Below are 26890 nucleotides of genomic sequence, written 5' to 3'. Positions count from 1 at the left end.
CCGCGGCGCGGGCGCGATAGAGGTCCTTGTGGAACGTATCGAGCGTCGGCTGGTCGCCGGTGTAGGAGTGGATCGTGGTCATGAACCCCTTCTCGATCCCGACGGCGTCGTCCAGCACCTGAGCGAGCGGCGCGAGGCAGTTGGTCGAGCACGAGGCGTTGGAGACCACGATGTGATCGCCGGTCAGGGCGAGATGATTGACGCCGAACACGACGGTGAGATCGACCTCGCTTGCCGGCGCCGAGACCAGCACGCGCTTGGCACCGGCCTGGATATGTGCGGCGGCTTTCTCACGCGAGGTGAACAGACCGGTGCATTCCAGGGCGATATCGACACCGAGCGCACGATGCGGCAGCTGCGCCGGGTCCTTGATCGCGGTCACCTTGATCGGGCCGCCGCCGACGTCGATCGTATCGCCGTCGACCTTGACTTCGCCGGGAAAGCGGCCGTGGACCGAGTCGAAGCGCAGCAGATGCGCATTGGTCTCGACCGGACCGAGGTCGTTGATCGCGACCACCTCGATGTCGTTGCGGCGGGACTCGGCGATCGCACGCAGCACGTTGCGACCGATCCGGCCAAATCCGTTGATGGCGACACGCAAGCTCATGCTGTTCTTCCCTGGTTCCGACGTGCGACCGAGCGCCTGGCCGCTTCTGCGATGCTCTGCGGTGTGATGCCGAATTCGCGGTACAGCACGGGCGCCGGCGCCGAGGCACCGAAGCTGCGCATGCCGACGAACTCACCGTCGGCACCGATCCAGCGATGCCAGTCGCCGACAACCGCTGCCTCGACGCCGACGCGCGGCGCCGTGCCGAGCACGGTGGCGCGGTAATCGTCCGGCTGCTCCTCGAACAAGGCGAAGCAGGGCGCGGACACCACGGCCGCGCGGATGTGCTCGGTCGCGAGCAGGCGGGCTGCTTCCAGCGCAATCGAGACTTCCGAGCCGGTCGCGATCAGCGTCACGTCACGGCCGCCGTCGGGCGAGACGACGAGATAGGCGCCGCGTGCGACGCGGTTCTTGCCGCGGGCATCGCTGCGGAAAGTTGGCAGCGCCTGACGCGACAGGCACAGCACGGACGGGCGATGCTCGGAGCCGAGTGCGCAGTCCCAAGCCTCCAGCGTCTCGACCGCGTCGGCGGGACGGAACACCAGCAAGTTCGGGATCACCCGCAGCGCGGCAAGGTGTTCGACCGGCTGATGCGTCGGGCCGTCCTCACCGAGCCCGATGGAGTCGTGCGTCATCACGTGGATAACCCGCAGCCGCATCAACGCTGCGAGCCGGATCGCGGGACGGCTGTAGTCGGAGAAGGCGAGGAACGTGCCGCCATAGGGAATGAAGCCGCCATGCAGCGCGAGGCCGTTCATTGCTGCAGCCATCCCGTGCTCGCGGATACCGTAGTGGATGTAGCCACCGGCGAACGCACCGGCTTTAACGGGGGTCTGCGCCTTCGCCTGCGTCAGGTTCGAATGCGTCAGATCCGCCGAGCCGCCGACCAGTCCGGGAATGGTGCTGGCGATGCCGTCAAGCACCTGCTGCGAAGCCTGCCGCGTCGCCAGCTTCGGCCGTTCGGATGCGAAGCGCTCGCGCAACTTCGCCGCGGCGAGCACATAGGCAGCAGGCAGGGCAACCGCCCTACCTTCCACGAACAAATCGCGCTGCTCGGGCGTTGCGCGCTCATAACGATCGAGCCAGGCGAGTCGCTCGACCTGCCCGCGCTGTCCGATCATCCGCCACGCCTTGAGCACCGGGATCGGCACCACGAAAGGCTGATAATCCCAACCGAGCGCGCGGCGCGCCGCCGCGGTCTGCTCGGTGCCGAGTGGCGCACCATGCGCCTTCTCGGTGCCCTGCCGATCAGGCGCCCCATAACCAATGATGGTGCGGCACGCGATCAGCGACGGCTTGGCGGTCTCCCGCTCCTCCGCGATCGCCTGGGCCACGGCTTCTGGATCGTGTCCGTCGACACGGCGCACCGACCAGCCGGAGGCCGCGAAGCGCGCGAGATGATCATCCGATGTCGCGAGCGACGTCGGACCGTCGATGGAGATGCCGTTGTCGTCGAACAGCACGATCAAACGGCCGAGCCCGAGATGACCCGCGAGCGAGATCGCCTCCTGGCTGAGACCTTCCATCAGGCAACCGTCGCCCGCGATCACGTAGGTGAAGTGATCGACGAGGCCGTCGCCATGCCGCGCATTGGCCATGCGCTCGGCAAGCGCCATGCCGACCGCGGTCGCAATCCCCTGCCCCAGCGGACCCGTCGTGGTCTCGACTCCCGGCGTGTGGCCGTATTCGGGATGGCCCGGCGTCTTCGAGCCCCACTGCCGGAACGCCTTGATGTCATCGAGACTGAGGTCGCCGCCGGTCAGGTGCAGCAGCGCATAGAGCAGCATCGAGCCGTGGCCCGCCGACAGAACGAAGCGGTCGCGGTCCGGCCAATTGGGATGCGCCGAGTCGAATTTCAGGAAGCGCGAGAACAGCACGGTCGCGACATCGGCCATACCCATGGGCAGACCTGGATGGCCCGACTGCGCGGTCTCGATGGCATCGACCGCGAGGAAGCGGACGGCGTTGGCGAGATCGTTATGCGCGACTGCCGTGATGTCGGCTTCGGCGTGGACGGAGATATTCATCGGTGTCTCTCCTCGTTCACTTCAGGCTGCGCTTGCGCTCGATCAACTGCATGATCAGCGGCGTCAGAATCAGCTGCATGGCGAGATCGAGCTTCGCGCCGGGACAGACGATCGAATTGGCGCGCGACATCCAGCTCTGCGGCAGCATCGAGAGCAGATAGGGGAAGTCGATGCCGCGTGGATTCTTGAAGCGGATCACGACCATCGATTCGTCCGGCGTCGGGATCCAGCGCGCGATGAACGGATTGGACGTGTCGACCGTCGGCACACGCTGGAAGTTGATGTCGGTCTCGGTGAATTGCGGGCAGATGTAGTGGATATAGTCGGGCATCCGCCGCAGGATGGTGTCGGTGACCGCCTCGGTCGAATAACCGCGCGCGCTGCGGTCGCGGTGCAGCTTCTGAATCCATTCGAGGTTGATGACGGGCACGACGCCGATCTTGAGATCGGCATAGCGCGCGACATTGACCTTGTCGGTGACGACGGCGCCGTGCAGGCCCTCGTAGAACAACAGGTCGGAGTTCTCCGGCAGCTGCTTCCAGTCGGTGAAAGTACCGGGCGCCGTGCCATGCAGCGCGGATTCCTCGGCGTCGTGGACATAGTGCCGCGTCACCGCCGTACCGGTCTCGCCGTAGTCGCGGAACGCGCGCTCCAGCTCCTCGAACAGGTTGGTCTCGGGACTGAAATGGCTGAAATGCTTGTTGCCGCGCTCGGCCTCTTTCGCCATCTGCGCGCGCATCTCGGCGCGGTCGTAGCGGTGGAAGGCGTCGCCTTCGATGTAGGCGGCATTGACCTTCTCGCGGAAAAAAATCTGCTCGAAAGTCTTCTTGACCGAGGTGGTGCCGGCGCCGGAGGAGCCGGTGATGGAGATGATCGGATGCTTCCTGGACATGGGACACCTCGCTCAGAGCCGGAAGAATCCGCGCCGCGCGAACAGCGGCGCAGAGACGCTGGCGACCAGCACTGGATCGCAATGAAGCTCCTCGACGCGCCGCACCTCGTTGCTCGAGCCCATGATCAGGGGCACGCGCTGATGCAGGCTCTGCGCGGAGAGGTCGAGGATGCGCTCGCGTCCCGTGGAGGCGGAGCCGCCGGCCTGCTCGATGATCATGGCCATCGGATGCGCCTCGTAAGTCAGGCGCAGGCGGCCCTCGCCGTAGCCGGGGCGCGCGTCCGAAGGGTAGAGGAAGACGCCGCCGCGGGTGAGGATTCGGTAGGCCTCGGCAACCAGCGAGCCGACCCACCGCATGTTGAAATCATGGTTGGCGGGGCCTTCGACGCCTGCGAGGCATTCGTCGATGAAGGCGCGCACCGGCGGATCCCAGTGCCGACGGTTCGAGGCGTTGATCGCGAACTCCTCGCAGGCCTCGGAGATCTGCACGCCGCTGCGGGCGAGACGGAAGCAGCCGGCCTTGTGATCGAGCGTGAAGATGTCGACGCCTTCGCCGAGCGTCAACACCAGCGAGGTCTGCGGCCCGTAGGTGACGAAGCCCGCCGCAAGCTGCACTGATCCGCGCTGGTGAAAGGCGAGCGAGAGGTCGTCGGGTGCCGGCAGGATCGAGAAGATCGTCCCCACCGTCATGTTGATGTCGATGTTGGAGGATCCGTCGAGCGGATCGATCGCGATGCAGACGCGGCCCTCGCGGTCGCCGATCTGGGGTTCGCGCATCTCCTCCGACGCCAGCGCCGCGATCGGCAGCTTGCTGAGGCAGCGGCGCAGGATCGCATCGGCCTGGACATCGAGGTCGCGCTGGATGTCGCCGTCGCTGTTGCGCTCCGTGGTCAGGCCAGAGGCGTCAGCGAGATCACCTGACGCGATGAGGTCGGCGATTTCGATGGCCGCCGCCGCGATGGCATCGACTGCGGCCGCCACGGCCAGCGCATGCGGCGCGGTCTCGGAATACCGTTGAAGGTGATCGTCCAGCCTGAGTTGCCCAGTCATCTGCGTCCATCCCCTTGGCCGGCGCCGCAGCCATGCCCTCCCCTCTGAAGGTCGGTCGCGGTCAGTCCCAGCACCAGGAGATTGACAGGGACAGATTAATAAGGAAAATTTCTATTCGTAATGAGCACCAAAGAATTTTCTTATAATTGACCCGGACAGGCGGCTGCACAGCTCCGGCATCTGACGATCAGGCAGCTGCGCTCGCTCGCGGCGCTGTCGGCCAAGGGCAGCGTGACGGCGGCCTCCGGCCATCTTGGGCTGACCCAGCCGGCCGTGACCCAGCAGCTGCGGCAACTTCAGGACCTCGCCGGCCTGCCCTTGGTGCAGCGGACCGGCGACGGCATGCAGCTGACCGCGGCGGGCAAGGAAGTGTTGGCGCTGGCCGAGCGGGTCGAGGCCGCGATCGCGGACTGCCAGGGCGCGCTCGACCTGCTCGCCGGACGGAGCGGCGGCGCGGTGCATCTCGGTGCGGTCTCGACCGCTAAATATTTCGTGCCGCATGCGATCGCGGCGTTCTCCAAGCGCTACCCCAAGATCGAGATCAAGCTGACGATTGGCAATCGCGATGAGATCCGCGCAGCCATGCACGGTTATGATCTCGACTTCGCGGTGATGGGCCGGCCACCCGCCGACGTCCACGTCGACGTGCGCCAGCTCGGCCGCAATCCGCACATCATCGTCGCCCGCAGGGGACATTGGCTGGAAAAGGACCGAGGACTCAGTCTGACCGACCTTGTGCACGAGACCTTTCTCACTCGCGAGCCGGGCTCGGGCACGCGAACACTAATGGAGGGCATGTTCCAGAAATCGGATCTCGAGCCAATCATCGGCATGGAGATGAGCAGCAACGAGACCATCAAGCAGGCTGTTATCGCCGGGCTCGGCATCGCCTTCATCTCGGCGCACACCGTCGCGCACGAGCTCGGCGAGGGCCGCCTCGTCGTGCTCGACGTCGCGGGCCTACCAATCGTGCGGCAATGGTACGTGATCCGCCGCAGTGACAAGGTCCTGCTGCCGCCGGCGCAGGCTATGTTCGATTTTCTTGGCTCTGAAGGGTCGAATTATTTGCCGTACCTACCTGAACTCGGCGGGCGCTAAAGCAAGATCCGGAAAAGTGTGAAGCGGTTTTCCCAAAACTCATGCTCAAACAAAGAGCTAAAGCGCCATGACGATTCAACCCATCGCGCTTTTTTCTCGACTTCTTCCAATGTTTTATTGCACGTCGACCAGGCATTGACCCACCGCGTCCAGGAGCCGACGCCGTTTCAACCACCAAGTCTGTCCGGGCCGGTTCTTGGAGGTGTGCCCCGGTGCACCGGTTACGGCAACGGCGTGAACTTAAGTTGGCCGAGCGGCACGACTTTGTCGGTGCGGGTCATCTTGAACTCGGTGTTCGGGCCGAGCCACTTGTCCCAGAGCTGGTTGATCTCACCTGCCTGGTCGAGTGCGAGCAGTGTCTCGTTGATCTTGGCGAGCAGCGCCGGCTCGTCCTTCTTCATGCCGATGCCGATCGGTTGCAAGACCATGGGCTCATCGATCATCTTCAGCGGTTGGCCAGCGGACTTCGATTCGTTGACGAGCTTGGTGATGGTCATGGTATTGGCCACCATTCCGACCGCCTTGTTCTGCTGGACGGCCATGAAAGCCGAGCCGGTGTCGACGAAAGTGAGGGGATCCGACTCATTCAGCTTGATCGCGAGCTCGGAGGTCGAGCCCTTGGTCGAAGCCAGACGTTTACCTTTGAAGTCGGCCTTCTTGGTTCCTGGATCCGAAGCCTTCACCGCCAACATCTCCTTGGCGAGATAATAGGGGTCGGAGAACTGGATCTGCTCGGCGCGGCCCAGCGTATAGGCGAGATTGGCGACTGTGATGTCGACGCGGCCGAGCTTGACCTCGGGCACCCGCGCCTCGACCGAGAGCGGGCTGATCTTCGCCTCGACGCCCCAGCGCTTGGCAATGGCTCTGCAGAGGTCGACATCAAAGCCAACCATCTCCCGCGTTTTCGGATCGGGCGCGGCAAACGGGGGTACGTCGGCGAAGGTGCCGCAGCGCAGCTCTTTGCGCTGCATGATATCGGCCAGCTGATCAGCCATGGCCACGCTGGCAAAGCAACTCAGGCCCGTGGCAACGATGGCGGCGCGGAGCACGCATTTTCCAGTCTTAGTCCCGATCCCGATCGACATTTCGAACTCCCTGTTTTGCAATGATGGCAGGCGTTGTCATCGTGCCCGCAGATCCGACAAAAAGCGCTGCGCACGCGGATGCTGCGGCGAGCCGAAGAACGCGCTCGGCGACGCCGATTCCAGCAGGCGCCCGGCATCCATGAACCAGACACGATCAGCGACATCGCGTGCGAAATTCATCTCATGGGTGACGCACATCATGGTCATGCCATCGCGAGCAAGTCCCCGCATCACCGCCAGAACTTCGCCGACCATCTCCGGGTCGAGCGCGCTGGTCGGCTCATCGAACAGCATCGCCGGCGGCTCCATGGCCAGCGCTCGCGCGATCGCGACACGCTGCTGCTGGCCGCCGGACAGCTGCGCCGGATAGTTCTGCGCCTTGCTGGAAAGGCCTACCCGGTCGAGCAACTGAAGCGCGATCTCCCTTGCCTTGCTCCGTTTGATGCCGTTCACCTTCACAGGCGACAGCATCACATTGTCCAGCACGCTGAGGTGTGGAAACAGATTGAAACTCTGGAAAACGAAGCCGATACGGCTGCGCAGGTGGTTCATTGCCAAGCTGCTAATCTTCGCATGAACATTCTGTCCGTCGAAGCGCAGCACTCCGGATTGGATCTCCTCAAGCCGGTTGACGGTGCGGATGAGCGTCGACTTGCCAGAGCCCGAGGGGCCACATACCACGACCACCTCGCCCTTTTTCACCTCCGCGTTGATGTCGACGAGGGCGGGCAGCGAACCGTAGAACTTGTTGATGCCAATGAATTCAATCATCGGAGTTGCCGTACTGTTCGAGGCCTGGTTTGACATGATCATGTCCTCGATGCGGCTGCCAAAGCCGGCGCTGCAGCACCATCCATCGACCTGGCGCGCCGAACGGCAATCCGACGTTCGAGCGTGCTGGCCAGCTTAGTGAGAGTCCAGCAGACGACGAAATAGATGATGGCGAGTATGAAGTAGACTTCGAACGGCTTGGTCAGAAGCCGGTTGTTGATCTGTCCCGCCGCGAAGGTCAGCTCTGGCACGTTGATGATGTAGCCCAACGTCGTCTCTTTGATGGTGGAGACGAACTGGCTGATGATGCTCGGGATCATGTTGAACAGCGCCTGCGGCAGGATCACGTAGCGCATCGCGCCGAGGTGGCTGTGGCCGAGCGCCCGCGCCGCGTCCATCTGCCCTCGCGGCAATGCCGTGATTCCGGCTCGCACGATCTCACTGAGAAAGGCCCCCTCGTAGATGACCAAGGTGGCGAGCATGGTCACGAAGCCGGGAACGCTCTCGCCGATCAGGAGCGGCAGCAGGAAATAGACCCAGAGGATGATCAGCAGCAGCGGAACGCCGCGCACGACATAGACCAGCGCCGTCGCCGGCCAGCGCAGCACGGGCCAAGGCGATAGACGCGCGAGCGCCATCGCCACGCTGAGCGGGAATGCCAGCGCAATTCCAAGAATCGACAGGATCAGGGTCGCGGCGATCCCGCCGAGCGGGCCGTTCGGAAACTGGCCGACCAGCAGCAGCAGCCAGTTGTCGCTGACGATGCCTATCATGTTGAACAGGAGCGTCATGTCAGAGCGCTCCCGCCATGCGGCTGCGCCGCTCGAAATAATAGCCAAGCCACATCAGGAGCAGCGAGCACACGAGGTAGAAGACGGTCGCGATCAGGTAGGTCTCGAAAGCGCGGAAGCTCTGGTTTTCGACCTCCTTCACCGCATGCGTGAGCTCGGTGACGCCGATCGCCATGGCAAGACTGCTGTTCTTGAACAGCGACACCGTGTGGTTCACCAGCGCCGGCATCGCATTTCGGACCGCCTGCGGCAGCAGGATGTAAGTCATCGCGCCGAGATAGCTGTGACCCAGCGCGCGAGCGGCCTCCCACTGGCCCTTGGGCACGGCGCGCAAGCCCGACCGATGGTCTTCGCTGAAATATGCGGCCTGACACAGTCCGAGCGCGATCACCGCGAAGATTGCCTCGCCGTTCTGATCGGACAGCCAGACCTGGAGCCGCTCGGGCAGCAGGCTGGAGACACCGAAATACCAGAGCATCAGCTGCACCAGTGTCGGCACGTTGCGGTGATAGGCAACGTAGGCCTCGACCAGGGCGTCGGCGATCCGGCCCGGCAGCATTCGAATTGCAAGGAGGGTGATACCGAGGCTCATGGCGAGCAGCCAGGAGCCTGCGAAGATGATGAAGGTCATCTTCACCCCGTGGACGAGCATGCGGCTGAACTCGGGGTTCAGCAGGATCGCCATGAGGTCGAAGCCCTTCATCGCACCCTCCGCTCTAGGTGACGGCTGGAGGGCTGGCGGGGTGCTCGGGACGGACCGTCGACAGTCCGCCCGGCACCTGCAGGGTCGGTGTGATCTCGATATGGCCGATGTTTACCGCCACTGGCGCGGCAATGGCGAAAGCGATCGTGTCGGCGATGTCCTCCGGTTTGGGCAGCTCGAATCCGTCGATGAAGGCAGCGCGGGTCGCGGCGGAGTCGCCGTGGACGTGAGCGAAGATATCGGTCTCGACCCGCCCCGGGCAGATCTCGGTGATGCGAACACGCTTGCCGAAGGCATCGATCCGGAGCTGACGGGACAGCATGCTGACCGCCGCCTTGGTGGCGTGGTAGGTCGAGTTGCCGCCGAAATTATAGGCGCCGGCGATTGAAGTGATGTTCACGACGTGACCGCGGTCGCGCGCCACCATGCCGGGCACGACGAGGCGGCACAGATGCAGGACGGCCCCCAGATTCACGCCGAGCAGTAGCTCGATATCCTCGGCATCCGCCTGCAGGAATTTCTTGGGCCGGTCGACGCCGGCGCAGTTGACGAGAACGTCGAATTCGACGCTGCCGGCGAGCTTGGTAAGCGCAGGCAGATCGCGAACGTCGACGGCATGGGGAATGCAGCCGGTGCGATCTGCCAGCGCCTTCAGTGGATCGGCGCTACGCGCCAACGCGTGCACCTGCAGTCCCTCGCGCGCCAGGCGCTCGACGACGGCGAGGCCGATGCCTGACGAGGCGCCGGTGACGAGAGCCGTCCTGTAGTCGGAAAATGGCATCTGAGTCCTCGCTGTTCTCCAGAGGCTACCGACGGAGCAGTTCCGCCGCCAAGATGGAATCACTTTGGCGGGATAAGGGGCGCTTATGATGGGCCACGCCCGGGGCCGCCGGCGATCAGGTGCGACACCGGCGCGATCTCGCCACCGGCGGTCTCGATCGCCGCACGGATCGTCCGGGCGAACTCGACCGCGCCCGGGGTGTCGCCATGCAGCAGGATCGATGTGGCCTGCATCGGCAGCGCCCGGCCGGTCGCGGTGATGACGACGCCGTCGCAGAGCAGGCGCTGCACCCGTTCGAGCACGAGCGCCGGGTCGTGAATGACCGCGCCGGCCGTGCCCCGTGGCACGAGCAGTCCGTCATCGTCGTAGGCGCGATCCGCGAGGAAAGTGGTGGCGACGCGCAGGCCGCAGGCCGCCGCCGCCCCCTCGATGGCGCGGCTGGTCGACGATACGATGAGGAGCTCTCGATCGAAGGCGGCGACAGCGCGGACCAGCGGTTCGGCGAGTTTGGCGTTGGCGGCCACCATGTTGCCCAAGGCGCCGTGGAAACTCATGTGGGTCATGCGGTAACCGGCTGCGCGGACGATCCCTGCAAGCGCGCCGAGCTGATAGGTGACCATCGCCGCGAGCTCGGTAGGATCGATGTGCATCGCCCGGCGGCCGAAGCCCTGGCGATCCGGGAAGCCGACATGGGCGCCGACATCGACACCCCGCGCCTTTGCCGATTCCACGGTGCGCTGCATGATCAGCGGGTCGCCCGCGTGAAAGCCGCAGGCGATGTTGGCCGACGAGACGAGGCCGAGCAGAGCGTCGTCGTCGCCCATGGACCAGGGACCGTAGCCCTCGCCCAGATCCGCATTGAGATCGATCTTCATTCGGCGTCACTCCCGTGCGGCTGCAATCCGATCAGCGGCGCGCCGTATCCCACCGTCGCGCCATGCTCGGCGAACGTCTCGACCACCATGCCGTCCTCCGGGGCCGGGACCGGAAGCAAGAGCGGTCCGATCTGGAGAAAGGCGAGCGGCGTGCCGGCCGCAACTTCGTCGCCGACGGCGACCGATGGTTGCGAGCGCAATGGATGGCGGTCGAGGTAGAGACCCGGCACCGGTGCCCGAATGATCTGCGTGGGGGAAGAAGACAGCGCCGCCGTCGCAGCCTCGATCATTTCGACTTCGACTCGGGCGCCGTCATGCCGCAGGCGCAGCACCCCGGCTGGGCCTTTCAGCTCGAGCAGGCCGATGTCGGTCGCCGCGAGGAAGGCGCAGAGCTGGTCGACATGGTCGAGCGGGTTGGTCATCGCACCGCTCCCTGGTTGCAGTAGAGCTCGACCAATCGGCGGGCGTTGCTCAGCCAGCGCCGGGTCGCCGCCGACGCGTCCAGCGCCTCGTCCCAGCTGCACAGCACGAAACGAATCCGGCTGCCGATGGGAGCCTGGCCGAGGCGCCAGAGGTCGGCGTCGATGACGGTGCCGATCTTGGGATAGCCGCCCGATGGCTGCGCATCGCGCATCTGGATGATCGGCTGGCCGCCGTGGGGGACCTGGATCACGCCTGGGACAATGCCGTGGGAGCGCAGCTCCATGGGTCGCTGCGGCCTGAGTTCGGGGCCGGCGAGACGATAGCCGTAGCGGTCGCTCTGTGACGTAATCTTCCAAGGCTCGGACCATAGCGCCTCGTGGGAAGACGGCGTGAAGCTATCGTATTCGGCAGCCGGCAGCACCCGCACGGCGGTCAACCCGTCCACCTCCAATGGCAAGGCGAGGCCGGGCGGCGTGATGCCGAAGCCTGTCTTGGCGCGACCGGGGGGCTCGGCAATTGGCAACCGATCGCCGTCGCGCAGCGGACGGCCCTCTAACCCGCCGAAGGCGCCGCGCAGCTGGGTACTGCGTGAGCCGAGCACCGAGGGAACATCGATCCCGCCCGCGATGCACAGGTAGACGCGGCTGGCGCGCCAGGTCGCAGTTGAGGGAACGGCGAGCGAGAGGACCTGGCCGGCATCGGCGCGGTGCGCCCACCATGGTAGCACTGGCGCCTCGTCGAGCCGCGGCGCGCAATCCGCGCCGGTCACGGCGAACACCGTCGAATGGGTGAAGCGGACGCGGAACGGGAACAGCGGTATCTCGAGGGCTGCCGCATTCTCCTCGTTGCGCAGCAGGATGTTTCCAGCGGCGAGCGCCAACGGGTCCATCGCACCCGATGTCCCGACGCCGAGGTTGAGCGCGCCGGTGCGGCCGAGATCTTGCACCGTGGCGAGCGCGCCGGCCGACAGCACCTCGATCATCGCAGCACCCGGATGGTTTTGAAGCGGATGCAGTCACCGGGCTGCAGCAGCGCTGGCGGCGTGCGCTCGACATCGAAGAATGCGACCTCGGTGCTGCCGATCGTATTCCAGCCGCTCGGCCCATCGGAGGCAGAGACGCCGGTCTGACTGCCGCCGATGGAGACGGCGCCGCGTGGGATGCGCAGCACCGGCACCTTGCGCCGCGGCGTCGCGATGCGCTGGTCCATGCCACCGAGATAGCAGTACCCGGGATGGCTGCCGAGGGCGTAGACGGTGTAAGTCGGTGCGCTGTGGATCGCGACGATATCGTCGACGCTCAATCCGGTGTGGGCCACGACATCGGCCATGTGCGGGCCGCCGTCGCCGCCATAGACCACCGGCAGATCAAGGCAGCGCCCGGCGACAGGAAGCGGCTCGAGGGCGTGCCACAGCTCGATCAGTCTGTGCTCGATTTGTCCCCGGTGCCGCGGCGGCTCGGCGAAAGCGATCATGAGGTTGTTCATGCCCGGCACGGCCTCCCGAACGCCGGGCAGACGGCCCGCCTCCAGCGCCAGGGCCCAGATGCGGCACTGCGTCGTCAGCGAGGTCTCGCCCGGAGCTTCGAACAGCAGCGCGGTCGTTCCCAGCAGGCTGAGTTGTGGCAGGTCCGTCGTCATGCCTTGCCGCTCCCGCACAACTGCTGCTCGAGATGGTGAATGCTGACGCCGCCCCTGATGAACGCGGCATCCCTGACGAGCCGCCGGTGCAGCGGCAGGTTGGTCGCGATTCCTTCCACGCGCATTTCGTCGAGGGCGATGCGCAGCCGGTCCAGGGCCTCGGCGCGATTCGCGCCGTGCACGACGAGCTTGCCGATCAGCGAGTCGTAATATGGCGGCACGCGATATCCGCTGCTGGCATGGCTATCGATGCGCACGCCGGGGCCGCCGGGGAGCTCCCAGGCGGTGATCACACCGGGGGACGGCACGAACGTGTCGGGATCTTCGGCGTTGATCCGGCATTCGAAGGCATGACCGCGGCAGACGATGTCGGCTTGCGCGAACGGCAGCGCCTCGCCCTGAGCCACACGAATCTGCGCCTCGACGATATCGATCCCAGCGGTCATCTCGGTGACGGGGTGTTCGACCTGCAGGCGCGTATTCATCTCGATGAAGTAGAACGCGTCATCCTCGACGAGGAACTCGAACGTGCCGACGCCGCGGTATTCGAGCTGCCGGCAGGCCTCCGCGCAGCGCTCGCCGATCTGCGCCAGCACGTCCTGGTCCAGTCCCGGTGCCGGCGCCTCCTCCAGCACCTTCTGGTGCCGTCGCTGCAGCGAGCAATCGCGGCTGCCGAGCCAGACGGCATTGCCATGGGTATCGGCAATCACCTGGATCTCGACATGTCGCGGCCGGCGCAGGAATTTCTCGATGTAGATCGCGCTGTTGGCGAAGCCGCGCCGCGCCTCTTCCCGCGTCACGGCGATCGCATCGATGAGGCCAGCCTCGCTCTCCACCATGCGCATGCCGCGTCCACCGCCGCCGCCCGCCGCTTTCAGGATCACGGGGTAGCCGATCTGCCGCGCGGTTGCGCGCGCGAGATCGAGGTCGTCGCCGAGCGCCGCATCCGGACCGGGTACGCAGGGAACGCCGGCGGCGCGCATCGCCCGCTTGGCCGCGACCTTGTCGCCCATGACGCGCATCACCGCGGCCGTCGGGCCGATGAAGGTCAGGCCGGCAGCTTCGACCTGCTCGGCGAAGCCAGGGTTCTCGGACAGGAACCCGTAGCCCGGATGGATCGCCTCCGCTCCGCTGACCTCGGCGGCGAACAGCAACGCCGTCTGGTTGAGATAGCTCTGCGCTGCCGCGGCCGGCCCGATGCAGATGGCCTCGTCGGCATGATGCACGTAGGGCGCATCGCGATCGGCCTCCGAATGGACGACGATGGTGCGCAGCCCGAGCCGCCGGCAACCACGCTGGATGCGCAGCGCGATCTCGCCCCGGTTGGCTATGAGGACCGAGCCGAACATGTGCCTACCTGATCCGCATCAGTTCTTGCCCGGCCTCGACCTCCTGCCCGGTGGAGACGAGAATTGCGATCACGGCGCCGTCCCGATCGGCACGGACCTCGTGAAACATCTTCATGGCTTCGATGACGCACAATGTCGTGCCGGCGGTGATCGCCTGGGCCACCGTGACGAAGGGCGGCGCGTCAGGATCGGGCTGCAGATAGGCAACGCCAAACAGCGGCGCGACGACGCCATCCGCCGCGGCGTTGACCGGTGCCGGTTGCGCAGGCTCGGGACGGCTCGGGGGGCGCGCCGTGGCGGCGACCACTGGCACCGCCGGCCGCGATTCGGTCGGCTGCGGTCGGCGCACCAGCCGCAATGACATGCCGCCCTGGCTGAACTCCATCTCGGCCAGATCGGAAGCCGCCATGGCGTCAATCAGTGACTTGATACGATCGAGATCCATGCTCCGGCCGTTCGTCGAGGTCGGCGCCCGCGGCGTCGCTACCTACCGACGAACGCTACCGCTGGCGGTCTTCCCCGACCAAGACGGTTTGGCTTTGCCCATATAAGAGAGCGCTATGACGCTTTCTGCGCCCGCTCCTCGGCGACGACGAGATTGCCAGGCAGCCCAGCAACGAGCTCGAGCAGGATTTCCTTGATGGCCTGGGCCGGCTCCGATAGCGGCAAATGATCGGACTGGCACAATGCCAACGGCGCCTCGATGATCGGATCGACGATGCGGGACTGCCAGCCGCCGCAGGAGCCCGCCACCTGTCGGGCCATCGATTCCGGCAGGATCGTCGCGCCGAGCCCGTCGGCGATCACCGCCGTCAATGTGCTCGCCGATTCGATTTCCGCGACGACCTTCGGCGCCTGACCGATCGCCGCAAAGGCTTCGTTCACCATCTTGCGCACGACGTTGTAGGGACGGGCGAGATAGAGATCCATGTCGGCCAGCGCTGGCACGCTGATCTCGCCCGGCGGGGCCATCATGCTGGCGGGGCCGACCACGTAGAGCTGTTCGCGCAGCAGCGGCACGAACGAGAGGCCATGAACGGCCGTCTTGCCGCCGTAGAGCACGGCGAGATCCATCCGGCCGTTCATGACGAGCTCCGAGAGCGTCGTTCCGTAGGTCTCGTTGAGGTAGAGCAGGATGCCAGGGTGGCGGGCGCGCACGGTCCGCAGCAGCGGCAGCGCGAGTCCGGCCGCGGCCGTTCCAGGCGCAAGTCCGACGGCGACCGCACCGGAGATGCTCTTGGCCGCCGCGCTCATATCGGCGCGCGCCTGCTCGCATTGACGCAAGATGAGCTGCGCGTGGCGATACAGCACCTTGCCCGCTTCCGTGGGCACGACGCCGCTTTTGGTGCGCACCAGGAGCTGCTGGCGGACCTCGCCCTCCAAGGTCGCGAGCTGCTGGCTGAGCGCCGGCTGCGCGACATGGAGCACATCGGCGGCCTGCGTCAGGCTGCCGACGTCGACGATCTTCACGAAATACTGAAGACGCCTCAGATTCACCTTGTCCCTCGGATCGATCGGCGCAGCGGCCTTCCCGGCTGCGCGGCATTCAACGGGGCGCCGAGGAGGAATCCAACCATAAGATATGCCTATCAGGCCAGATTGAACTCGTGTTGGTCAGCGCCGGCGGCTGTCTTTAGCGTCGCACCTCTCCAGACCGGGGTCAATTGCCATGAACCGTTCTCGTATTTCCGCGCGCGTCAGACGCATCAAGCCTTCGCCCAGCACGGCGGCTGCGGATCGGGCGAGCGCGCTCAAGCGCGAGGGCAAGAGCATCGTCAGCCTTGTGGTCGGCGAGCCGGATTTCGACACGCCCGCGCATATTCGCACTGCCGCCGTCTGGGCGATGGAGAAGGGAGAGACGCGGTACACGGTGCTTGCCGGCACGCTGGAGCTGCGCCAGGCGATCGTCGCCAAGCTGAAGCGCGAAAACGGCCTCGTCTACGATCCCGCGGAGATCGTCGTCACCAACGGCGCCAAGAGCGCCATTTACAGCGCGCTCGAAGCGACCCTCGAGGCCGGCGACGAGGTGATCATCCCAGCGCCCTATTGGGTGTCCTATCCGGACATGGTGCTCGCCTGCGAAGGAATACCTAAGATCGTGGCCTGTCCGGAAAGCCAGAGCTTCAAGATCTCGCCGGCCCAGCTGGAGGCGGCGATCTCGGAGAAGACGCGCTGGCTGTTGATCAACTCGCCATCGAACCCGACCGGCGCAAGCTATTCCGCAGCGGAATATCGCGGGATTGCCGAGGTTCTCGCCCGCCATCCGCATGTGCTGGTCATGACCGACGACATCTACGAACACATCCGTTTCGACGGCGAGAGTACGCCGCATCTGCTCAACGCAGCACCCGAGCTGCGTGAGCGCGTCCTCGCCATCAACGGCGTATCCAAGACCTATGCGATGACCGGCTGGCGCATCGGCTGGATCGCCGGCCCCGCGGACCTCGTCGGCGCGCTGAATACGCTGCTGTCGCAGGCCTCGGGCAATGCCTGCTCGATCAGCCAGGCGGCGGCGGTCGCGGCGCTCACCGGCGACCAGAGCTTCGTTGGCGAGACCGTTGCGACTTATCGGGCGCGTCGCGATCGCACGCTCGCGCGTATCAACGCGATCCCCGGGCTGAGTTGCCGGCCGCCCGACGGAGCGTTTTATCTCTACGTCAATTGTGCAGGCCTGATCGGCCGGACAACGCCGGCCGGGACTCGCCTCGAGAGCGACAGTGACGTCGTGATGTACTTGTTGGAGGCGGCCGGCGTGGCCGTCGTCCAGGGCACCGCCTACGGTCTGTCGCCATTCTTCCGTGCCTCGATCGCGACATCGCAAGCGGCGCTCGACGAAGGCACGGATCGCATCGCCCGTGCAGTTGCCGAGCTGCACTAACCTGAAATTGATCGAAAGCATCCTCCATGACCAATCCCGGAATCGTCAGAAACCCCTCCGCTCCCCAGGTCGACCCGTCCACCGTCGCCAAGCTGCGGAGCATCGCGGTGGCGCTGCTGAGCGATCAACTGCACCGCAACTGCGGCAGCATCGGTCTTCGCGCCTACCATTCGCCCGCCCCCATGGCCGGCACGGCGGTGACCGTGAAGACGCGTGGCGGGGACAACCTCGCCATTCTGCGCGCCTATGATTTCTGCCGGCCCGGAGACGTCATGGTGGTCGATGCCGGCGGAGACACTACCAACGCTCTGGTCGGTGGCATCATGACCTTCGCCGCCGCTTCGCTGGGTCTCGCCGGCATGGTGCTCGATGGCGCCATTCGGGACGCGGCCGAAATCGGCGCACGAGCTTTTCCCGTTTATGCCCGCGGCGTGAACCACCGCGGCCCCTACAAGGACGGTCCAGGGGAGATCAACGTGCCGATCACGGTCGGCGGTATGGTGGTCAATCCGGGAGACGTGATCGTCGGGGACCAAGATGGACTTCTCGCCTTCCCGCCCGGTCTTGCCGCAAGCGTGATCGAGAAGGCGATGGCTCAACATCAGAAGGAGGAGGCGACGATGCAGGCCATTCGCGAGGGCCGCTGGGACCGTTCCTTTGTCGACGCGCTGGAAGCGCGCTGCGCCAATTGAGCGCGTTTCTGCCTCTGTTAAAGCTTGCTGCGGCGTCTTCACGCCAGAACAACCGCAGAGCCAGGTGAACTCTTGAGATAAGGACACCGGGCGGAGTCACGGATATGCGCTCTTGAGATCATGGCTCGCGGCGCAGCCCGGACAGCGAAATCGCAACCCCGGCCGCTACCAACCAGCCAGTTCGCAGGTACTTCCTGCAGGCTGGAAACGCCGCACCAAAACGTGAAGCGTGCCAATGTCCTGGTTACTCGGCAGCGCTCCCTACTTCACCAACGCACAGCCGCCCTCCACCATTGGCCGGAACGCCTGGTCTGCCGGGATCGTCGAAACAAGCTTGTAATAATCGTACGGATATTTCGTCTCCTCCGGCTTCTTGACCTCGAACAGGTACATCGGATGCACGACGCGGCCATCCTGACGGATCGCGGTATCGCCGAAAAGCCTATCGTGGCCTTTGAACGTCTTCATCTGCGGCACGACGTCCTTGGCGTTGTCGCTGCCAGTAGCGGCGACCGCGTTGAGGTAGGCGAGCGTGGAGGCGTAGACGCCGGCTTGATTGCCGCTCGGCATTTTGCCGTTCATGCCGGGGCGTGCCGCAAAGCGTTTGGCGAAGGCACGGGTGTCGTCGTTCATGTCCCAGTAAAAAGCCTCCATGAGTTGCAGTCCTTGAGCGACCTTCAATCCCATTCCGTGGACGTCGTTGATGAAGAGGAGGAAGGCAACGAGCTTCTGTCCGCTCTGCTGGATACCGAACTCAGCCGCCTGCTTCACCGCGTTGATGGTGTCGCCGCCTGCATTGGCAAGCCCGATCACCTGGGCTTTCGAGCCCTGCGCCTGAAGCAGGAAGGAGGCGAAGTCAGAAGTGCCGAGTGGATGCTTGGAGGAGCCGATCACCTTGCCGCCATGCGCCTCGATATATTTCTGCGCTTCCGCCTCGATGCCTTTACCGAGCGCGTAATCGACGGTGAGGAAGTACCACTCCTTGCCGCCGTGCGACATCATTGCCGCCGCCGTGGTGTTGCCGGTCGCCCAGGTGTCGTTGACCCATTGGATGGTGTTGGGCGAGCAGGCCTTGCCGGTTAGGTCGGCGCTCGCGGTGGAGGACGCCAGGAACGTCATCCGGCTGTCGCGTAGCACATTGTTGATGGAAAGGCCCACCGCCGAGTTCGGCACGTCGACGATGGCATCGACACCTTCAACATCGAGCCATTTTCGCGCAATGGCCGAGCCGACGTCCGCCTTGTTCTGATGATCGGCGTAGACGATTTCAACCTTGACGTCCTTGCCGCCGCCGGCGAAATCTTCCGCCGCCATGCGTGCGGCTTCGACCGAGCCCATGCCGTTGGTGTCTTGGAATATGCCGGAGATGTCGTTGAGCACGCCGATACGCACGACGCCATCCGAAATCTCCGCGTTCGCGGCGCCGACCCAAAAGCTTGCGGCAAGCGCAATGGTCCACCCCAGGTGCTTCATTCTTTGTCCTCCCTCACTCCCGCGAGTCGGTCGTTGCCGAAAACTGGAACCTAGACCTGCCGCTCCGGCAGACGCAGCACGAGACCGTCGAGCTCAGACGTGATCCTGATCTGGCAGGACAGCCGGCTCGTCGGCCGCCGCTCCGCGGCGGTGCCATCGAGCAGCGCGTCCTCGTCGTCGCGGACGGCCGGCAATCGCGCCAGCCAGGGCGTCGTCGACATAGACATGGCAGGTCGCGCACATGGCGTTGCCGCCGCACTCGGCGAGGATGCCGTCGAGGCCGTAGCGGGTTGCCGCCTGCATCGCACTCTCCCCGTCGCTGGCGTCGAGGTGATCGCTATTGCCGTTGGAATGAACGAAAGTAATGGCTGGCATCAAAGGTCCTCGTCAGGCCGGGGTGATGGATATCGGCAGGCTCTCTAGCCCGCGCAGCGTGTTGTTGTAGCGGCGCTCGACGGGACCGGAGATTTCGATCGATGCAACCCTTCGCGCGATCGCGGACAGCACCACCTCACCTTCGAGCCGCGCTACCAACTGGCCAACGCACATGTGAATGCCGGAGCCGAAGCCGACATGGCCCGAAGTCTTGCGGGTGATGTCGTAGCGATCGGACTCGATCCAGCGGCGCGGGTCGCGGTTCGCCGCGCCGAGGAACATCAGGACCTTCTCGCCCTCGCCGACGCGCGTGCCGCCGATCTCGACCTCGCGCGTCGTGGTGCGGAAGAAGGTCTGCACCGGGCTTTCGAAGCGAACGGCTTCCTCGAAGGCGTTGCGCGCCAGCGACGGATCGGCCCGCAGCCGCGCGAATTCCTTCGGAAAGCGTGCCAGGCAATAGAGAGCGGCTCCGATGCCATAGACTGTGGTGTCGAGGCCTGCGGACAGCAGTGAGCGCACGAGCAACGGCGCCTCATCCGACGTGATCTCGCCAGTGTCGGAGAACGCATGGATACAGGCGCCAAAGCCGCCAGGCTTAAGATTCGGTCGCTGGCACTGCTCGGCGACATAGGCCTGGTGCGGCGCCGATCGCTCGATTGCGGTCTGACGTAGCTCGTTTGGCGGGCCGAAGGCATTGAAGACGAGACCAGCATAAGGAATCAGGTGCTCGCGCCCTTCCGCCTTCAGTCCGAGCGCATCCGGAAATACAGACAACGGATAGGCCTCTGCGAGATCGGCGACCGCATCGAATTTGCGCCGCTGCAGCAGCTCGTCGATCTTGGCTTCGGCCGCCAAAGCGAAGCCGTCGCGGATCCGCTTCATGGTCGCGGGCGACAGCACCTTTGACAGCACGGCGCGGGTGCGGGTGTGCGCGGGGGGATCGGCCTCCAGGATCAGGCTCGGCGGCCGCCAGGGCTTTTCCTTCTTGAAGTCGGAAAGACCGACGCCGCGGCTGGAACAGAAGGTCTGGGGATCGTTGAGGACTGAATAGACCTCGGCATAACGCGCCACGCCGTAGACGTTCCATTTATCGAGATAGACGACAGGGCCGGCCTCTCGCAGCCTTTCATGGGTCGGATAGGGATCGTCGAAGAACGAGATCGCGAAGGGGTCGACGTCAAGGTGTGGAATGGCCATTGGACCGGCGGTCGAAGCACAGGCGCTCGGTACAGTCATTGCAGTCCTCGCAAATTTGGGCTTGTGAAGCGTTCGCGCATGTCCTTATTTCTGGAGCAGCGCATGAAGCGAGCCCCGACGTGATGCAGCCACCGACCAGCAAATCGAGACACAACACCGCGACTGAAGGCGATGCGCCGCTGCTCGATCTCGACCGCTACATCCCGGCTCTGATCACCTTCATCGCCAATAAATTGTCCAAGAGCGCGAACGCGTTCTATCAGCCCGCGTTCGGCGTCAACGTCACCGAGTGGCGCATCATTGCCCTGCTCGCAATCGAGCCAGGCATTCCGGCCGCCCGCATCTGCCACGTCATCGGCTTCGACAAGGGGCCGGTGAGCAGGACGCTCGCCGCCATGGAGAAGCGAGGCCTGATCGCGATCCGCATCGACCCGAATGACGGCCGCACCCATTCGATCTCCCTGACAGCGAAGGGGCGCACCACCCACGACAAGGTGATCGCCGTGGCGCTTGGGCGCGAGCGGCGGCTGCTGTCGTGCCTTTCCAGGGATGAGCAGGAAATACTGATCGGGCTGCTGCGCCGTTTGCATGAAAATCTCGGCGCGGTGACGGATACCGATAGCTAAGCCAGGGCGCACAGCACGATGTGCACGCAAGGCTTCGTTACCTTCACGCTTGCGCCGGCGTTTGCTGGCGATACCATCCCTGCCGAACATCGGTCCTCCCAGGAAAGGCGTAGCGGTTGTCCCGCCATCTTCCCTTGCGCGAAGGTTCGCATGAATTAGTTGCCTAGGCAACAAAAAACCTTTGCCTCCGGCTTGAACCCTCCCTTCCTTATTCGCGAACCTCTCCTGGTTCGCGGATAGGCGGCAACCGCTTATAGACCCTTTGTCGATTGCGAGGGGCCGACAATCCGCCGTCTGGCAGAGCATCCTGGCAGCGCGCGCGGCGAGATGCTCAATGTCGAGCCATCGGAAAGGATCGCTACTAACATAGAGGCCAAGTTCGAGACGGCGCTAGCGGTTTAATGTCAACCCGGGACTGCCGAGAGGATGAAGAGATAAAGTCCGTAAATGCGAGAGCGAAGGGAGCCGCCGTCATTGGGAGCTTGCTGGCTCGCGCAGCGTATCTACCGGGTCGCACCCAAGCGGCACGACCGAGGAGAGCAGCGCGCTGCTAGGGGCGGTCGAGACACCCCCGGTATCGATTCTCCGGACCATCCTTAGAAAAAAGACGCATTCAAATGGCGAAGGGTAGCTGACCTCTCGCTAGCCAGCGGCGGCGACTGTTCCATAGATGGTCAAGAGGCCAAGTCCCATCGCGATGTTTCCGATAACGAACTGCAAAGACCGGTTGACCCAAGTTAAGGTTCGGGCTGAGATGACTAAGGGAACCGCAATCAGCGACGACAGTGCGGCCATCCCCATCATCGAGCCCATACCAAATAGTAACACGTAAAGTATCCCCGCTAGATGGTTCGGCGCTTGTGAGACGGTTAAGACGAGGAGCGCGGCTGAGCCTGCCATCCCATGCATGAGCCCGACCGCCAGCGTCCGCCAGCGCGCACCATGGTCATGATCATGCGCGCGCGCCTCAGGGCGCCAAATTTCGCTCTTGTGACTAGGAGCACGAAAATCTGAGATGTGATGGTGAACATGGACACGTTCGCGCCATAAGCGCCATATGACGTTGCTTCCTAACAGAATCAACATGAAGCCGACGGCCGCCTCTAGCGGTTGCGAAACGCCCGGCGGAATTGCATATCCGAGCACCAAAGCCGCCCCGGAGAACAGGAACAAAGTGATGGTGTGTCCAATTCCCCACGTCAACCCATGCTTGACGATCTCGCCCACATCGCTGCGGCGCGCCGCAATGCTCGATACCGCCGCAATGTGATCGGCCTCGAGCGCGTGCTGCATGCCCAGCAGCAGTCCCAGCCCCAATATTCCGAACATGGCAAGATCCAATCATCAAGAGGGAAATACGGTGTCCTTCAGCAACTTGCTTTGCCGTCGTATCCAACCGTACCACTCCTCAAATCCTGCGCCGTTTCTGGCCGAGACCTGCAGAACCTCGATGGCCGGGTTGACGTCTCTGGCGTATGCCACCGCGCGATCGACATCGAAATCCACATGCGGAAGCAAGTCGAGCTTGTTCAAGATCATGAGGTCAGCCGACCGGAACATGTGAGGATATTTGATCGGCTTGTCCTCTCCCTCGGTCACTGAGAGGATGACGACCCTTGCATGTTCGCCAAGGTCGAACATCGCAGGACAAACTAGATTTCCGACATTCTCGATCATCACGATCGATTCCGGCGGTGGACGCAGCTCTGAAAGAGCGCGCGCAATCATGTCGGCCTCGAGATGGCAACCCGTGCCCGTATTGACCTGGACTGCTGGGGCGCCTGCGCGTCGAATTCGCTCCCCATCATTGGCCGTCACCTGGTCTCCTTCGATGACGAAGAGATTGACCTCGTGATGAAGGTCGCCAATGGTTCGCTCCAGCAGCGTGGTCTTGCCGGCGCCGGGCGAGCTTGCGAGGTTCAGGGCCAGGATTTCGCGACCGGCGAACCAGGCCCGGTTCCTTGCTGCCAAAACGTCGTTCTTGGCGAGGATCCGGGCTTCCAGATCGAGCACCAGGCCCGCAGCTTCGTCATGATTGGTATGCCCGTGTTCGTGGGCATGGTCATGCGAATGTCGGCGTCCATGATGTCCGTGATCATGATGGTCATGATGATGGTGATCATGGCCGTGTCCAGCGTGAGAGTGGACGTGGGCGGGATCATGGTCATGCGAATGGGCGTGAGCAACGCCATCCGCGTGGACATGGAAATGATCATGCAGGTGCTCACCGGTCTCCCCACCGCCCAGGCTCGCTTCATGTCCGGTCTGGAGATTGATCACCGTGGCACCCGCCTTGGCGCCGCAACCGCAATGTCCGCACATCAGGCAGCCTCCCCTTCGATCTCCATGCTTCTGATCTTCAATTCCTCGCCCTGAAGGCGCGTAAACTGCCGCGAGCCACAAGGGCACGGCGCAAACAGGCTCGCCTGCTCGAATTCCGAACGACACGTCGCGCACAGCGCTCGCCCGGCCACGCGCCTGATGTCGAGCGCTGTGCCGTCAAGAGGCGTCCCGCGGGCGACGGTCTCGAAGCAGAATGCGATCGCCTCTCCCATCACGCCGGAGAGATCTCCAACATCGACGGTGATGCGGCGGACCTTGCGGCCCTTGGCGGCATCGCTGACGATCGCCACGATGTTACGGGTGATGCCGAGCTCGTGCATGGGTCCTCTCAGCAGATCCGAGGCAGCTGTTCGCCGACGAGCATGTCGACCATTCGGTGTCCGCCAAAGCTCGTCCGCATCATGACGCGGCTATCCTGGTCCGAGGTGATCCGGCCGATACGGGCGGCATCCAAACCCAGTGGATCTCGCCGCATGGCAGCCAGCGCGGCTTCGGCCTGATCGGGGGGAACGATCACGACGATCTTGCCCTCATTGGCGAGATAGAGCGGATCGAGCCCAAGCACCTCGCAGAACGCCTTCACTTCCTCGCGGATCGGCGTCATGCCCTCCTCGATCTCGATGGAGACCCCCGAGCCGTCCGCGATCTCGTTCAGCACCGTCGCGACGCCGCCGCGCGTCGCGTCCCGAATGAAGCGAGTGCCCGGTGCGGCGGCGAGGATCGCGCCGATCAGCTCGTGCAGACAGGCGCAATCGCTGGCGATCGGCGTCTCGAGCGCCATGTCGCCGCGGGCGCACAGGATGGCGGCACCGTGGTCACCCAGCAGTCCGTTCACGAGGACGGCGTCGCCGGCGCGGGCCTTGTCCACGCCGAGCGCGAGCGAGGCAGGGATCGCGCCTACGCCCGTGGTCGTGATGAAGATCTTGTCGCACGCTCCCCGTGGCACGACCTTGGTGTCGCCCGTGACGATCTGCACCCCCGCTTGCGAAGCCGTTCGCGCCATGGAAAGCGCGACCTGTCGCAAGAGATCGATCTGCACGCCCTCCTCGATGATGACCGCGCAGGACAGATACATGGGCACCGCCCCGCCGACGGCGAGATCGTTCACCGTGCCGCAAACCGCGAGCTTTCCGATATCGCCGCCCGGGAAGAACAGGGGATCGACCACGAAGGAGTCGGTCGTAAAGGCGAGCCTGTCGCCATGGGCTGCGAAGACCGCCAGATCGAACCGCGCCTGATCCTCGAGCGGCTCACAGGCGTGCTCGCCGAAGGCCGTCAGAAACACGTCGTCAATCAGGTCCTTCATGGCTTTGCCGCCGCCGCCATGAGCCAGCGTCACCGAGCTGACATTGACTTTGCCGCGCGTGCGCGTCTTGACGAAGGGGACGAAATTCATACGACCTCCGCTTGGCGCTTTTGGCCGCCATACTGGTAGTAGGCAGCACAGGCTCCTTCGGAGGACACCATCAGTGCTCCGAGAGGCGTTTCCGGCGTGCATGAGGTGCCGAACACCTTGCATTGCCACGGCTTGAGTGCGCCCTTCAGCACCTCGCCGCACTGGCACGATTTCGGGTCGGCGATCCTGACGTTGGGAATCGCGAATTTGCGCTCCGCGTCGAAATGCACATAAGCATCGCGCAGGCGCACGCCGGAATGATCGATCGATCCAAGCCCGCGCCACTCGAAGAACTCGCGCAATTCGTATACTTGGGCCACCGCGCGCAGCGCCGCGTTGTTGCCCTCGCTCGGCACGACGCGGGCATACTGGTTCTCGACCTCGACCCGCCCCTCCGCGATCTGCTTCAGCAGCATCCAGATAGACTGGAGGATGTCGAGCGGCTCGAAGCCGGCGACCACCATCGGCTTGCGATAGAAATTGGCGATGAACTCGTAAGGAGCCGTGCCGATCACCATCGACACGTGGCCGGGCCCGAGGAAGCCGTCGAGCTGCAGGCCGGGACTGTCGAGGATCGCCTTGATGGTCGGAACGATCGTGATGTGGTTGCAGAACACGGAGAAGTTCCGGATCCCCTCGCTCTCCGCCTGCAGGATCGTCAATGCGGTCGACGGCATGGTGGTCTCGAAGCCGAGGCCGAAGAAAACGACCTCGCGAGCGGGATTGCGCCGAGCGAGCTGGAGCGCGTCCATCGGCGAATAGACCATGCGCACGTCGGCACCATCCGCCTTGGCCTGCAGGAGGCTCTTCCGCGAGCCGGGCACGCGCATCGCGTCTCCGAAGGTTGTGAAGATGACCTTCGGGTTCTCCGCGATCGCGACGCAATCATCGACCCGTCCCATCGGCAGGACGCAGACCGGACATCCCGGACCATGAACCAGCTCGATAGCCTTGGGCAACATGCCCTCGAGCCCATAGCGGAAGATCGAATGGGTGTGCCCGCCGCAGACCTCCATCAGGTAAAGCGGCCGGCCCTCCGGAAGTTTCATGCCGGAAACCAGCGACTCGATCTCGCCGATGAGTACGCGCGCCTTTTCGCCGTCGCGGAATTCGTCGACATATTTCATGCCACGGCTCCCTTCGTTCGCGCCGATCCCCGGTCGTCAGCCAAGAGCGTGTGAACGAGATCCCAGAGGATGTGGTAGGCGGTTACATGGCACTCCTGGGTGCGATGGATCGACGTCGTCGGGACGACCAGGCAATGGTCGACGACACCCGCGGTTTTCATCTTTCCGCCGTCGCCGCCCGCAAGCCCAATGGTCACGAGGCCCATCTCCTTCGCCTTGGCAAAGGCGGCCATCAGGTTCGACGAATTGCCGCTGGTGGAGATGCCAATGAGCGCATCGCCTTTCCGCCCCTGGGCCACGATCTGGCGGACGAAGACGTGATCGAAACCGAGGTCGTTTCCGACCGCCGAGATCATCGCCAGATCGGCGACGAGGTTGGTTGCGGCCAGTGCGGGCCTGCCCGCCGTGATCGGGTGGACGAACTCCACGGCGACATGCGAGGCGTCGCAGCTCGAGCCGCCATTGCCCATCGAGAATAGCCGTCCGCCGTTGCGATAGACATCCGCGACCGTTTTCGCCGCGGCGATCAGCACCGCGGCGTTCTCGGCAAAGAAGCGCGCATTGGTGTCGCGCGAATCGCGTGCCTTCTCTTCGACCGAGAGCAGGAGGGCGGCATCCAGCCGCGCCGGCTCCTGCTGTCCGCCATGCAGAAACGGATAAAGTTCCTTCAGGTCGCTGTTGCCTGACATGGCG

The 26890-nt window shown here is 64.4% G+C and carries 28 protein-coding genes and 2 pseudogenes; 5 read left to right on the top strand and 25 right to left on the bottom strand.

The annotated features are described in order from the left end of the window. Window positions 1–7 precede the first annotated feature (7 nt). The 4 genes and pseudogenes from XH91_RS39805 to XH91_RS37625 form a co-directional block, all read right to left on the bottom strand. Window positions 8–607 (bottom strand): annotated as a pseudogene (locus tag XH91_RS39805) (type I glyceraldehyde-3-phosphate dehydrogenase); the annotation flags it as partial. Then, window positions 604–2634, bottom strand: a complete 2031-nt coding sequence (gene tkt / locus XH91_RS37635) for a transketolase (RefSeq protein ID WP_128955158.1) — start codon at window positions 2632–2634, stop codon at window positions 604–606. The pseudogene XH91_RS39805 and the gene tkt, both read right to left, overlap by 4 nt. A 16-nt stretch (window positions 2635–2650) precedes the next feature. Continuing rightward, window positions 2651–3526, bottom strand: coding sequence for a phosphoribulokinase (locus XH91_RS37630; RefSeq protein WP_100233973.1), 876 nt, complete (start codon window positions 3524–3526; stop codon window positions 2651–2653). A gap of 12 nt (window positions 3527–3538) precedes the next feature. Continuing rightward, window positions 3539–4576: a class 1 fructose-bisphosphatase gene (locus tag XH91_RS37625; protein ID WP_128955157.1), complete on the bottom strand. Its 1038-nt coding sequence runs from the start codon at window positions 4574–4576 to the stop codon at window positions 3539–3541. A 180-nt stretch (window positions 4577–4756) separates the two neighbouring features. Between XH91_RS37625 and XH91_RS37620 the strand changes: the two genes are divergently transcribed. Further along, window positions 4757–5674 carry a LysR family transcriptional regulator gene (locus tag XH91_RS37620; RefSeq protein ID WP_232995648.1) on the top strand — a complete coding sequence of 306 codons (918 nt, stop codon included), beginning with the start codon at window positions 4757–4759 and terminating at the stop codon, window positions 5672–5674. Window positions 5675–5895: 221 nt separating this feature from the next. Here XH91_RS37620 and XH91_RS37615 read toward each other — a convergent pair whose 3' ends face one another. The 12 genes from XH91_RS37615 to nac form a co-directional block, all read right to left on the bottom strand. Further along, window positions 5896–6669 (bottom strand): ABC transporter substrate-binding protein, encoded by a 774-nt coding sequence (locus tag XH91_RS37615; RefSeq protein WP_232995647.1) that lies wholly within the window; start codon window positions 6667–6669, stop codon window positions 5896–5898. Between the two features lie 126 nt (window positions 6670–6795). After that, on the bottom strand, window positions 6796–7530 hold the full coding sequence (locus XH91_RS37610) for an amino acid ABC transporter ATP-binding protein (RefSeq protein ID WP_128930135.1): 735 nt from the start codon (window positions 7528–7530) through the stop codon (window positions 6796–6798). Window positions 7531–7568: 38 nt separating this feature from the next. After that, window positions 7569–8321 (bottom strand): amino acid ABC transporter permease, encoded by a 753-nt coding sequence (locus XH91_RS37605; protein WP_128930134.1) that lies wholly within the window; start codon window positions 8319–8321, stop codon window positions 7569–7571. A gap of 1 nt (window position 8322) precedes the next feature. Continuing rightward, a complete protein-coding gene (locus XH91_RS37600) occupies window positions 8323–9024 on the bottom strand; it encodes an amino acid ABC transporter permease (RefSeq protein ID WP_128930133.1) in 702 nt (233 codons plus the stop codon). A 13-nt stretch (window positions 9025–9037) separates the two neighbouring features. Next, window positions 9038–9805, bottom strand: coding sequence for an SDR family oxidoreductase (locus XH91_RS37595; RefSeq protein ID WP_128930132.1), 768 nt, complete (start codon window positions 9803–9805; stop codon window positions 9038–9040). An 83-nt stretch (window positions 9806–9888) separates the two neighbouring features. Beyond that, complete coding sequence (locus XH91_RS37590; protein ID WP_128930131.1) at window positions 9889–10680, bottom strand: LamB/YcsF family protein; 792 nt, start codon at window positions 10678–10680, stop codon at window positions 9889–9891. Next, entirely contained in the window at window positions 10677–11102 is a 426-nt protein-coding gene (locus XH91_RS37585) for an acetyl-CoA carboxylase biotin carboxyl carrier protein (RefSeq protein WP_128930130.1), read from the bottom strand. The genes XH91_RS37590 and XH91_RS37585 overlap by 4 nt, the downstream gene beginning before the upstream one ends. Beyond that, window positions 11099–12085 (bottom strand): 5-oxoprolinase subunit C family protein, encoded by a 987-nt coding sequence (locus XH91_RS37580; protein WP_128930129.1) that lies wholly within the window; start codon window positions 12083–12085, stop codon window positions 11099–11101. Before XH91_RS37580 ends, XH91_RS37585 begins: the two co-directional genes overlap by 4 nt. After that, on the bottom strand, window positions 12082–12741 hold the full coding sequence (pxpB, locus tag XH91_RS37575) for a 5-oxoprolinase subunit PxpB (RefSeq protein WP_128930128.1): 660 nt from the start codon (window positions 12739–12741) through the stop codon (window positions 12082–12084). The genes XH91_RS37580 and pxpB overlap by 4 nt, the downstream gene beginning before the upstream one ends. Further along, a complete protein-coding gene (gene accC, locus XH91_RS37570) occupies window positions 12738–14090 on the bottom strand; it encodes an acetyl-CoA carboxylase biotin carboxylase subunit (RefSeq protein ID WP_128930127.1) in 1353 nt (450 codons plus the stop codon). The genes pxpB and accC overlap by 4 nt, the downstream gene beginning before the upstream one ends. Before the next feature lie 4 nt (window positions 14091–14094). Continuing rightward, window positions 14095–14535 carry an acetyl-CoA carboxylase biotin carboxyl carrier protein gene (locus XH91_RS37565; protein WP_128930126.1) on the bottom strand — a complete coding sequence of 147 codons (441 nt, stop codon included), beginning with the start codon at window positions 14533–14535 and terminating at the stop codon, window positions 14095–14097. Window positions 14536–14648: 113 nt separating this feature from the next. Further along, window positions 14649–15587 carry a nitrogen assimilation transcriptional regulator NAC gene (gene nac, locus XH91_RS37560; protein WP_128930125.1) on the bottom strand — a complete coding sequence of 313 codons (939 nt, stop codon included), beginning with the start codon at window positions 15585–15587 and terminating at the stop codon, window positions 14649–14651. 172 nt (window positions 15588–15759) lie between these two features. On the opposite strand from nac, the gene XH91_RS37555 reads away from it, so the two are divergent. Both XH91_RS37555 and XH91_RS37550 read left to right on the top strand, forming a co-directional pair. Further along, window positions 15760–16968, top strand: a complete 1209-nt coding sequence (locus XH91_RS37555; protein WP_128955156.1) for an aspartate transaminase — start codon at window positions 15760–15762, stop codon at window positions 16966–16968. A gap of 26 nt (window positions 16969–16994) precedes the next feature. Then, the gene (locus XH91_RS37550) at window positions 16995–17660 is read left to right on the top strand and encodes an RraA family protein (protein WP_128930123.1); all 666 of its coding nucleotides are present in this window, start codon (window positions 16995–16997) and stop codon (window positions 17658–17660) included. Between the two features lie 261 nt (window positions 17661–17921). Here the strand turns inward: XH91_RS37550 and XH91_RS37545 are convergent, their stop codons facing one another. The 3 genes and pseudogenes from XH91_RS37545 to XH91_RS37535 all read right to left on the bottom strand — a co-directional run bounded on the left by XH91_RS37545 (window position 17922) and on the right by XH91_RS37535 (window position 20744). Beyond that, a complete protein-coding gene (locus XH91_RS37545) occupies window positions 17922–19133 on the bottom strand; it encodes an ABC transporter substrate-binding protein (RefSeq protein ID WP_128930122.1) in 1212 nt (403 codons plus the stop codon). Between the two features lie 50 nt (window positions 19134–19183). Then, window positions 19184–19508, bottom strand: a pseudogene (locus tag XH91_RS37540) (2Fe-2S iron-sulfur cluster-binding protein). A 12-nt stretch (window positions 19509–19520) separates the two neighbouring features. After that, window positions 19521–20744 carry a cytochrome P450 gene (locus tag XH91_RS37535; protein ID WP_128930121.1) on the bottom strand — a complete coding sequence of 408 codons (1224 nt, stop codon included), beginning with the start codon at window positions 20742–20744 and terminating at the stop codon, window positions 19521–19523. Window positions 20745–20827: 83 nt separating this feature from the next. On the opposite strand from XH91_RS37535, the gene XH91_RS37530 reads away from it, so the two are divergent. Then, the gene (locus XH91_RS37530) at window positions 20828–21331 is read left to right on the top strand and encodes a MarR family winged helix-turn-helix transcriptional regulator (RefSeq protein ID WP_128930206.1); all 504 of its coding nucleotides are present in this window, start codon (window positions 20828–20830) and stop codon (window positions 21329–21331) included. Between the two features lie 642 nt (window positions 21332–21973). On the opposite strand, the gene XH91_RS37525 is transcribed toward XH91_RS37530, so the two are convergent. Both XH91_RS37525 and hypB read right to left on the bottom strand, forming a co-directional pair. Next, the gene (locus XH91_RS37525) at window positions 21974–22660 is read right to left on the bottom strand and encodes a sulfite exporter TauE/SafE family protein (protein ID WP_128930120.1); all 687 of its coding nucleotides are present in this window, start codon (window positions 22658–22660) and stop codon (window positions 21974–21976) included. A gap of 15 nt (window positions 22661–22675) precedes the next feature. Continuing rightward, the gene (gene hypB, locus XH91_RS37520; RefSeq protein WP_308421687.1) at window positions 22676–23344 is read right to left on the bottom strand and encodes a hydrogenase nickel incorporation protein HypB; all 669 of its coding nucleotides are present in this window, start codon (window positions 23342–23344) and stop codon (window positions 22676–22678) included. Between the two features lie 18 nt (window positions 23345–23362). Between hypB and XH91_RS40355 the strand changes: the two genes are divergently transcribed. Next, entirely contained in the window at window positions 23363–23707 is a 345-nt protein-coding gene (locus tag XH91_RS40355) for a hypothetical protein (RefSeq protein ID WP_308421686.1), read from the top strand. Here XH91_RS40355 and XH91_RS37515 read toward each other — a convergent pair. From XH91_RS37515 to XH91_RS37500, 4 genes are read right to left on the bottom strand one after another with little or no spacing between them, the layout of a single operon-like run. Next, a complete protein-coding gene (locus tag XH91_RS37515) occupies window positions 23653–23994 on the bottom strand; it encodes a hydrogenase maturation nickel metallochaperone HypA/HybF (protein WP_128930118.1) in 342 nt (113 codons plus the stop codon). The two genes, XH91_RS40355 and XH91_RS37515, sit on opposite strands and share 55 nt — an antisense overlap. Before the next feature lie 8 nt (window positions 23995–24002). After that, window positions 24003–25070: a hydrogenase expression/formation protein HypE gene (gene hypE, locus XH91_RS37510; RefSeq protein WP_128955154.1), complete on the bottom strand. Its 1068-nt coding sequence runs from the start codon at window positions 25068–25070 to the stop codon at window positions 24003–24005. Next, complete coding sequence (gene hypD, locus XH91_RS37505; protein WP_128930116.1) at window positions 25067–26197, bottom strand: hydrogenase formation protein HypD; 1131 nt, start codon at window positions 26195–26197, stop codon at window positions 25067–25069. Before hypD ends, hypE begins: the two co-directional genes overlap by 4 nt. After that, window positions 26194–26886, bottom strand: coding sequence for a D-sedoheptulose-7-phosphate isomerase (locus XH91_RS37500; protein ID WP_128930115.1), 693 nt, complete (start codon window positions 26884–26886; stop codon window positions 26194–26196). Before XH91_RS37500 ends, hypD begins: the two co-directional genes overlap by 4 nt. Window positions 26887–26890: the final 4 nt, after the last annotated feature.

It is taken from the genome of Bradyrhizobium guangzhouense (assembly GCF_004114955.1).
GTDB lineage: Bacteria > Pseudomonadota > Alphaproteobacteria > Rhizobiales > Xanthobacteraceae > Bradyrhizobium > Bradyrhizobium guangzhouense.
Note: the sequence above shows the minus strand (reverse complement) of the source record. Positions and strands in the feature narration are given on the sequence as shown.

Coding starts and splice junctions, on each gene's coding strand:
- tkt (WP_128955158.1), bottom strand. CDS start 2,634: ATGAATATCTCCGTCCACGCCGAAGCCGACATCACGGCAGTCGCGCAT.
- XH91_RS37630 (WP_100233973.1), bottom strand. CDS start 3,526: ATGTCCAGGAAGCATCCGATCATCTCCATCACCGGCTCCTCCGGCGCC.
- XH91_RS37625 (WP_128955157.1), bottom strand. CDS start 4,576: ATGACTGGGCAACTCAGGCTGGACGATCACCTTCAACGGTATTCCGAG.
- XH91_RS37615 (WP_232995647.1), bottom strand. CDS start 6,669: ATGGCTGATCAGCTGGCCGATATCATGCAGCGCAAAGAGCTGCGCTGC.
- XH91_RS37610 (WP_128930135.1), bottom strand. CDS start 7,530: ATGATTGAATTCATTGGCATCAACAAGTTCTACGGTTCGCTGCCCGCC.
- XH91_RS37605 (WP_128930134.1), bottom strand. CDS start 8,321: ATGACGCTCCTGTTCAACATGATAGGCATCGTCAGCGACAACTGGCTG.
- XH91_RS37600 (WP_128930133.1), bottom strand. CDS start 9,024: ATGAAGGGCTTCGACCTCATGGCGATCCTGCTGAACCCCGAGTTCAGC.
- XH91_RS37595 (WP_128930132.1), bottom strand. CDS start 9,805: ATGCCATTTTCCGACTACAGGACGGCTCTCGTCACCGGCGCCTCGTCA.
- XH91_RS37590 (WP_128930131.1), bottom strand. CDS start 10,680: ATGAAGATCGATCTCAATGCGGATCTGGGCGAGGGCTACGGTCCCTGG.
- XH91_RS37585 (WP_128930130.1), bottom strand. CDS start 11,102: ATGACCAACCCGCTCGACCATGTCGACCAGCTCTGCGCCTTCCTCGCG.
- XH91_RS37580 (WP_128930129.1), bottom strand. CDS start 12,085: ATGATCGAGGTGCTGTCGGCCGGCGCGCTCGCCACGGTGCAAGATCTC.
- pxpB (WP_128930128.1), bottom strand. CDS start 12,741: ATGACGACGGACCTGCCACAACTCAGCCTGCTGGGAACGACCGCGCTG.
- accC (WP_128930127.1), bottom strand. CDS start 14,090: ATGTTCGGCTCGGTCCTCATAGCCAACCGGGGCGAGATCGCGCTGCGC.
- XH91_RS37565 (WP_128930126.1), bottom strand. CDS start 14,535: ATGGATCTCGATCGTATCAAGTCACTGATTGACGCCATGGCGGCTTCC.
- XH91_RS37555 (WP_128955156.1), top strand. CDS start 15,760: ATGAACCGTTCTCGTATTTCCGCGCGCGTCAGACGCATCAAGCCTTCG.
- XH91_RS37550 (WP_128930123.1), top strand. CDS start 16,995: ATGACCAATCCCGGAATCGTCAGAAACCCCTCCGCTCCCCAGGTCGAC.
- XH91_RS37545 (WP_128930122.1), bottom strand. CDS start 19,133: ATGAAGCACCTGGGGTGGACCATTGCGCTTGCCGCAAGCTTTTGGGTC.
- XH91_RS37535 (WP_128930121.1), bottom strand. CDS start 20,744: ATGACTGTACCGAGCGCCTGTGCTTCGACCGCCGGTCCAATGGCCATT.
- XH91_RS37530 (WP_128930206.1), top strand. CDS start 20,828: ATGCAGCCACCGACCAGCAAATCGAGACACAACACCGCGACTGAAGGC.
- XH91_RS37525 (WP_128930120.1), bottom strand. CDS start 22,660: ATGTTCGGAATATTGGGGCTGGGACTGCTGCTGGGCATGCAGCACGCG.
- XH91_RS40355 (WP_308421686.1), top strand. CDS start 23,363: ATGATTGGTATGCCCGTGTTCGTGGGCATGGTCATGCGAATGTCGGCG.
- XH91_RS37515 (WP_128930118.1), bottom strand. CDS start 23,994: ATGCACGAGCTCGGCATCACCCGTAACATCGTGGCGATCGTCAGCGAT.
- hypE (WP_128955154.1), bottom strand. CDS start 25,070: ATGAATTTCGTCCCCTTCGTCAAGACGCGCACGCGCGGCAAAGTCAAT.
- hypD (WP_128930116.1), bottom strand. CDS start 26,197: ATGAAATATGTCGACGAATTCCGCGACGGCGAAAAGGCGCGCGTACTC.
- XH91_RS37500 (WP_128930115.1), bottom strand. CDS start 26,886: ATGTCAGGCAACAGCGACCTGAAGGAACTTTATCCGTTTCTGCATGGC.